This window comes from Laspinema olomoucense D3b (assembly GCF_025370785.1).
Taxonomy (GTDB): domain Bacteria; phylum Cyanobacteriota; class Cyanobacteriia; order Cyanobacteriales; family Laspinemataceae; genus Laspinema; species Laspinema olomoucense.
Window position 1 is genome coordinate 46,531 of the sequence record NZ_JAMXFA010000045.1, and the last position, 6,438, is coordinate 52,968.

General features: G+C 45.5%; 4 protein-coding genes and 1 pseudogene. 4 read left to right on the plus strand and 1 reads right to left on the minus strand.

Annotated elements, in window-relative coordinates; all coding sequences use genetic code 11:
• Positions 1 to 339 precede the first annotated feature (339 nt).
• Both NG792_RS24455 and NG792_RS24460 read left to right on the plus strand, forming a co-directional pair.
• On the plus strand, positions 340 to 1,776 hold the full coding sequence (locus NG792_RS24455) for a hypothetical protein (protein WP_261237110.1): 1,437 nt from the start codon (positions 340 to 342) through the stop codon (positions 1,774 to 1,776).
• Between the two features lie 113 nt (positions 1,777 to 1,889).
• Positions 1,890 to 3,053 (plus strand): ARPP-2 domain-containing protein, encoded by a 1,164-nt coding sequence (locus NG792_RS24460; RefSeq protein ID WP_261237111.1) that lies wholly within the window; start codon positions 1,890 to 1,892, stop codon positions 3,051 to 3,053.
• Between the two features lie 445 nt (positions 3,054 to 3,498).
• Here NG792_RS24460 and NG792_RS24465 read toward each other — a convergent pair whose 3' ends face one another.
• Complete coding sequence (locus tag NG792_RS24465; RefSeq protein WP_261237112.1) at positions 3,499 to 3,987, minus strand: hypothetical protein; 489 nt, start codon at positions 3,985 to 3,987, stop codon at positions 3,499 to 3,501.
• 186 nt (positions 3,988 to 4,173) lie between these two features.
• Between NG792_RS24465 and NG792_RS24470 the strand changes: the two are divergent.
• Together NG792_RS24470 and NG792_RS24475 are read left to right on the plus strand one after the other, a co-directional pair.
• A pseudogene (locus NG792_RS24470) lies at positions 4,174 to 4,830 on the plus strand (IS630 family transposase); the annotation flags it as partial.
• A 131-nt stretch (positions 4,831 to 4,961) separates the two neighbouring features.
• The gene (locus NG792_RS24475) at positions 4,962 to 6,353 is read left to right on the plus strand and encodes an ISKra4 family transposase (RefSeq protein WP_261237113.1); all 1,392 of its coding nucleotides are present in this window, start codon (positions 4,962 to 4,964) and stop codon (positions 6,351 to 6,353) included.
• Positions 6,354 to 6,438 lie beyond the last annotated feature (85 nt).

Consider the following 6,438-nt stretch of genomic DNA (forward strand, 5'->3'; position numbering starts at 1 on the left):
AAACGGATTCTGGCGGAGTGGTTTGGTTTGGTTTGCCATTGCAAAAACCTCCCTCAGTTTGTTCTATATTTATCTTATTCTGGAAATAATAAGGGAACCGTGATGAAACCGCCCCCAAGATACGATCGCGATCGCATCTTTCCGGTACCCTGCACACTGACAGTTATCTTCAAATGAGTATTTACCCCTGATGACGACTCCCGATTCATCATGTTAATCTCAAATCAGCTAACAAGCGGGACTTTGGTGCGACTTCCGGAAATAACCTGTAAAGTTAGACTCTACAAGTCGTGCCGTGACTCCCCTTGTTAGCCCTTTTTTAAATAGGACTGTTGTAGCGTGGACGCCCAGTGGTCAAAAGAGGTTTCCCAAGTTGAACGCCAAGATTTAGTCATGTTTATTAATGCCTGTCTCTCTTGTACAAGACAGCGGGAATTTTATAGTAATCATTATGGGACGGGTGTTTCTCTTGATTTTTTGCATGACTATATCTTAGGCAATTATCGGTTATTATATGCCCGCACCTTAGCCGCAGGCATCAATCATTTTAATCGCGCCCAAATCATTTTAAAACTGTTGGCGACGGGACGGGATACCTCACCGGAACATCGCCAGGAGGAAGGGGCGTTAATTGCCGCTGCCTTAAATCAATTGCCGCCACAACGGGCATGGAAAGTATTAGCAGAAATTCGCCGCCGGGGAATCAATAACCGGCGCAGTCGGGCAGTTGTGAGAGATTATATCCAATCTCGCCGGGATATCAGCTTTCAAGCGGTGAAATATCGCGCCAAATTACGGGCAGTTGCCATTCATAATCATCTCAAATTAGAGAGAGAACTGGCAGCATTTTTATTCGATCCGACGAAAATCAAAGCTTATCAAACAGCTATTTTCGAGGATTTTCGGAAAGCAAAATATGATCGCGAGGCGATTTATGCCTTACCCGTAACCGTTGCCGAAGGATTTGCGGCACAACATGGAATCAAACGTGAGATTTTCCTTGATCGCATTCAGCAACAAATGACGCCGGGGGAAAAATTACGCTTGCAAAAAACGGCCAATCGGGGGAAACAGGAAATTGCTGTAGATTTAGCCCAGATGCCCTTGACAAAGTTAGCTCTCTATGTGCTATCGTTATCCCGGGCCGAACGAGGCGATCGCTTTGCTATCCTAGATGACGCCCTCGACAGCGCCGCCCGTCGCACCTTACAACGCTCTCCCCTGCACCTGGGACGAGTCGCCACAGTCCTCGATTGCAGTTATTCCACCTCCGGTTCCTCAGAAAAGCGGCGGCGTCCCCTGGGGATTGCCTTAGCTGCCCATTATCTGCTAAAAGCCGCAGCGCAAGAGTATCGGGCATTTTGGACAGTACCCCAACCCGAGGCGCTGTTAGTCACTCCTCGGGGACAAACGGACTTAGCGACGCCGGTATTGGATGCCTTGGAATGGGGTGCGGATTTAGTGGCGATCGTCTCCGATGGATGGGAAAACGACCCTCCCGGAGGTGCGGCACAAGTGCTGGAAATTTACCGCACTAAGTTAGATGTTCAGGGACAGACTGCTATTGTTCATTGTAATCCCGTGTTTGATTCCGATGACTTTTTATTACGCAGTCTCACTCCCGCGATTCCTACGGTGGGATTGCGGGAAGCGGAGGATTTGCCCACCCTGCTGGGATTTGCCCGCTTTGCCGAGGGGGCTGCGGAATTAGCGGATTTGGAAGCATATCTCGCGGCTAAAGTGAGGCAATTGTTGGGGGAGGAACAGGACGGGTGATTGTATAAAATACCCCGCAGGCTGAAGCCCGGAGGCTATACGGACGAAGCCCGCCTGCGCGGGCTAAGAAAATTTTGATAATAGGATGGGGTATGAGTCACAAGGTATCATTGTTGGATAAATTATCCTTGCGCGGGTTAGAGATTGCGCCATCCCAGGTTTATGGAGGGATTCGGTTAGTGCCGTTGTTGCGATCGCATTTCCGCCCGGATTTACGCCTGCGACAGCGCCGCTACCGGGAAGATTTCTCCTCGGTGGCAGTGGAGGGGAAGATGCAGGAACCGGAGATGAGCTATATTTCCTATATTCCGCATGGGTTAGTGTTGTCCTGGGACGAAGGAACAACGGATGTGGCATTCGGGACACAATTGCAGGGACGGGATGGCAAAGTTGTCGATTATGGTTGTGCGAAAGTGCGAGTGATGCACCGGATGGCGAAACGGGAAAGCGAGAATTCCCTGAGATTTCTGCCCTTGCATTTAGCAATGGAGGGATTTTTGGGGATGTTTTTTTCGGGACCGGCGATCGCATGGCAGGAGTATTCCCGGCAAGCGCTATCCGAGGGATTGGGTTCGCGGGGGGAAATGTCATACAGTGGACGGGCAGTCGGAGGATTTGCCGACGCCTTGCGGGTGTTTGAAATTCACGAGAATCAAGTGGGAGTGTTGGTATTTGTTGCCGATGCGATCGCCTCTGCCTTTATCGTTCCCAACCCCCAAGATTATCGCGCCTTACATAGCACTTTATTAGAAGATTTTTATGGGGAATTGATATTTCAATATGGGTTACTTTATGATACAGTATTGCCGATGAATGTTGCCATTGAAGCGGATAAAATCCAGAGTTTGAAGGAGTTAAGGAAGGCCGTAGCTGAGATGCGATCGCACTGGGGAAAGTTCCCCGGATTTATGGCAGGGGATTTATTAGGGCGATCGTTAAAGAGTCAGCGAGTTTACACTTTAAAAAGCTTTGGACTACAGCGGTTTATCACCGACCTCGAAACCAAGGGAGAGAATCATATCGGAGAGGCGATTATTTCAGAAGACGGAGAGATTCAATATTTAAAAACCTATCGCTTATCCGCCGCCCAAACCCGCCGGGTCTATTTGTTAAGTCAGTTGGCAAAATATGATTGGAATTTAGAAATAACCGCCCGGGAATTGGGACAGAGTAAGGATGAGTTGGTCTTGCGGTTGGACAAGGCAGGGTTTGGGTATTTGTTGAAGCAAAATCTGTTAGAAGTAGCGCGGAAGAATCAGAAGAAAGGCAGGAGGTAGATAGGCGGATACTTTGAACGGTGCAACTGGAATGAAGCCAGTGGGCGCGGGCTAAGATAGAGTCGGGGTAAATTAGACTAGGAGTGGGAGAGTCTTGCTCACTTCTTCAAATCGCGACAGGACTTACGCATTTTTGAAGGGCAAACCCTAAATGTAGAGACTATTCGCGAATCGCCTCTACATTTAGGGTCAAATAGCGAGCAAGATGCTCGCACTCCTTACGTTACTCAAATTTCTCCCAGTTTGCCGATGCAATTTAGGGAGTAGATTGCCTTTCTCACGAAAGGGAAGAATTGTCTTTTACGTGCTGAGGCAGACAATCCGCGAGCGCCGCATATCGGAGCTATGCCTAATGCTTTAGGCATTCCTTCAACCAGGAAAATTTGGGAGCTACTATAGCCTCATTCATGTTACAATGAAGCGATTTAAAATAAATAAATGCCTCTTATTCTTCCACTGATTCTTCGTCTTCTTCATTTTCTTGAAAGTTTTCAACTCCAGCCAGAGAAATACTTTTTTCAATAGGTGCAGCTTGCCAATAAGTTACAACTCTTCTGTATTTTTCCTCTTGAATTATTAGTTTGATCTCTAAATCTGCCTTTTGTTTTCGCATAAATTTTATTTCTTCCTCTAAAGATATAACTTTATTTTTAAACATTTTTTCTTGTTTCTTCGATTGGTCAAGGTCGGTAATTGCCTCAGCCATTACCTTTAAATAATCCCGTAACATCTCTACGGTATCAAATTCTCCTTTGCACAAACTATATACACACTTCTTTTTTCGTAAACGGTAAGACAAACCTTTCCCAAGTCGATCTTTAAAAAAAACATCTGTTTCCTCATTCCATTTATATGGTTGATGAACAGTTTTAATAACCTTATGTTTTCCGGTATATCCACAATAAGGGCATTTTATTTCAAGAGCGTTTCCCATAGTCTTATTTCTTAATCCACTAAAAAGCATTGTGTTATATATTTTATTTTAAGAAATCTATTATGTCAAGTCAAGTAAAATGACGTTTTTGAATATAAAGCCATCTTTGCTACTAGCAACCCATAATATAAGCTGTTCAGCATTTAAATTGGTATAATAGTCAGACCTACCATAACAATCAAGCCCATGCCAGCTGCCAATTGTTTAACGCATGAACAAGTCAAAAAACTTCAAAAAGCCCTGAAAGAGGAACCCAATGGGAAGATCCGAGAAAGGATTTTAATGCTTCTCTTACTGAACGATGGGAAGACTCAAGCTCAAATTGCTCAATTTATCGGGGTCTCCATCAATACAGTATGCCATTGGTGTATTCATGGAGACCCGGATAATCGGGAAAGTTTAAAAGACAAGAGGATGGAAGGCAATAACAAAAAGGCCACTGAAGAGTATGTTAACCTTTTATTAGAAACCCTATCCAAAGAACCGACTGAGTTAGGATATGAATTTGGACGATGGACGGCTCATAGATTAGCTACTTATTTGCATGAAATAACCGGAATTCAACTGAGTGGCTCCCAAGTCAGAAGGATATTAGCTAAAAAAAAGTATGTCTACATTTGGGGAAAATATAGCTTAGAGTCTAAGAGGGATGAGGAAGAGAGAAAAGAGTTTAAGAAAAAATTATCCGAGTATTTAAGGATAGAAAAAGAAACCCCTGAGCTTTTGCAGGTATGGTTTTGGGACGAAAGTGGATTTAGTTTAAGAGTAATAAGAAGAAAAATTTGGTGTAAAAAAGGAAAGCGAAAGCAGCTAAGGGGTGATAGGAGGAATGGACGGGTCAATGGGGCGCATCCAGCAGTTAGGGGAGGGACCTTCACAGGGTTGGGTTCGGGAGAGGTCCAGGAAGGAGTAGAATAAAAAGAGGGAATGTGGTTGCACACATTCCCGGCTCACTAAAAATTTAAACTAAGAGTATGATAACACGGCTGGAAGGATTGATGGCTGAGGACCTCGACTGTCCAAGCTACTATTCAAAACTAGAAACAGCATCGAGTCTAGTTGCACTCGTGTGGGTAGCATGGGGCATTGGATTAGAATTGGCAAGGCCAGTAGTAGAGGGGGAGTTGACAAGACGAGCCAAATTACCGACCCAATGGCCTTCTTGTCCACATTGTGGGACTCGTTTGAATAGTAGAGGTTTTCAACAACGTTCAATGCTAACCCTTGTGGGACGAGTGAACTGGTCTCGCCGAGTGGGGCGTTGCCCGCTCAAGTGTCCTGGTAGTCTATATGTACCTCTTGACGAGTTGCTCTTAATCAAACCTGACCAAAAAACCTCGGATGAAGTGGTTAAACTGGGATGTTTATTAGCAATTTTTGTTCCGTTTGAAATCACTTCGCATTTACTCTCACAGTTAACTGGTATTAAAGTTTGCGCTCAAACAATAGCCAATTGGATTACTCAAAAGGGACGGTTGGCCACGTCCCAACGAGCGGAAGAACTCACCGGTTTTTCCCAAGGAGAAAGCCCCAGTCCTGAACAACTATCGGATGAGTTCCAGTCAATGGCTTTAGCTATAGCGGGTGATGGGGTGATGGTGCCTTTTAGACCCCAGGAAAAAAGTCCGTCTGGAGCAACGCAATGGAGAGAAATAAAAGTCGGGATAATAGCGAGATTAGGAGCGTATGTTACCCGCGAGGGTAAACCCGCAACCAGGCTACATAACCGTCGTCTAGTTGGGGTTCTCGGAAATATTCATGACCTAGCTCCCCGACTGATGGTAGAAGCCCTGCGCTCTGGACTTCAAACTGCCTCTAAGGTAGTCTGGCTATCTGACGGAGCCGTAGGATTCGGGAATTTATATTATCAATTTTTAGAGCCGTTAAACGTAGTAGGGGTTTTAGATTTTTATCATGCGGCTGGACATTTATGGTCAGCGGCGGCTGCATATAAAGATGGCCGGACTCGCGCTGCAAAAGACTGGTTTAAACATTGGCGGCATGAATTGAGGCATGGCAATTCAATAGGAGTAATCAGTGAGCTAAATACTCGGGCTAATTCTCCCTCTTTAAAAGCCAGTCAACGCCAGAGCATCCGACGAGTACATGATTATTTTAAGGCCCACGAAAAACACATTACTTATCAAGCCTTTGAAGAGCAAGGAATACCAAGAGGCTCGGGCATGGTCGAGAGTGCTTGTAAATGGTTGATACAACAGCGCTTTAAAGGGGTGGGTATGCGGTGGAGCAGTGAGGGCTTTAATCACCTGTTACATTTACGTCTGGCCTGGGTAAATAGTCGCTTTGATGACTTGTTTTCAGATGGGAGTTGTTTCTCCCCTTCTAACTCCTCCCCCAACTCCTAGATGCGCCCTATTAAGTACAGTAGTTATTTTTCGTATAACGATCCCAACCGGACGTTCGTCCTACCCGAAAGCGGTACTTACCGAG

Bases quoted from the DNA above. Each gene is read 5' to 3' on its own strand.
- NG792_RS24465 (WP_261237112.1), bottom strand. From the start codon at position 3,987: ATGGGAAACGCTCTTGAAATAAAATGCCCTTATTGTGGATATACCGGA.
- NG792_RS24475 (WP_261237113.1), top strand. From the start codon at position 4,962: ATGATAACACGGCTGGAAGGATTGATGGCTGAGGACCTCGACTGTCCA.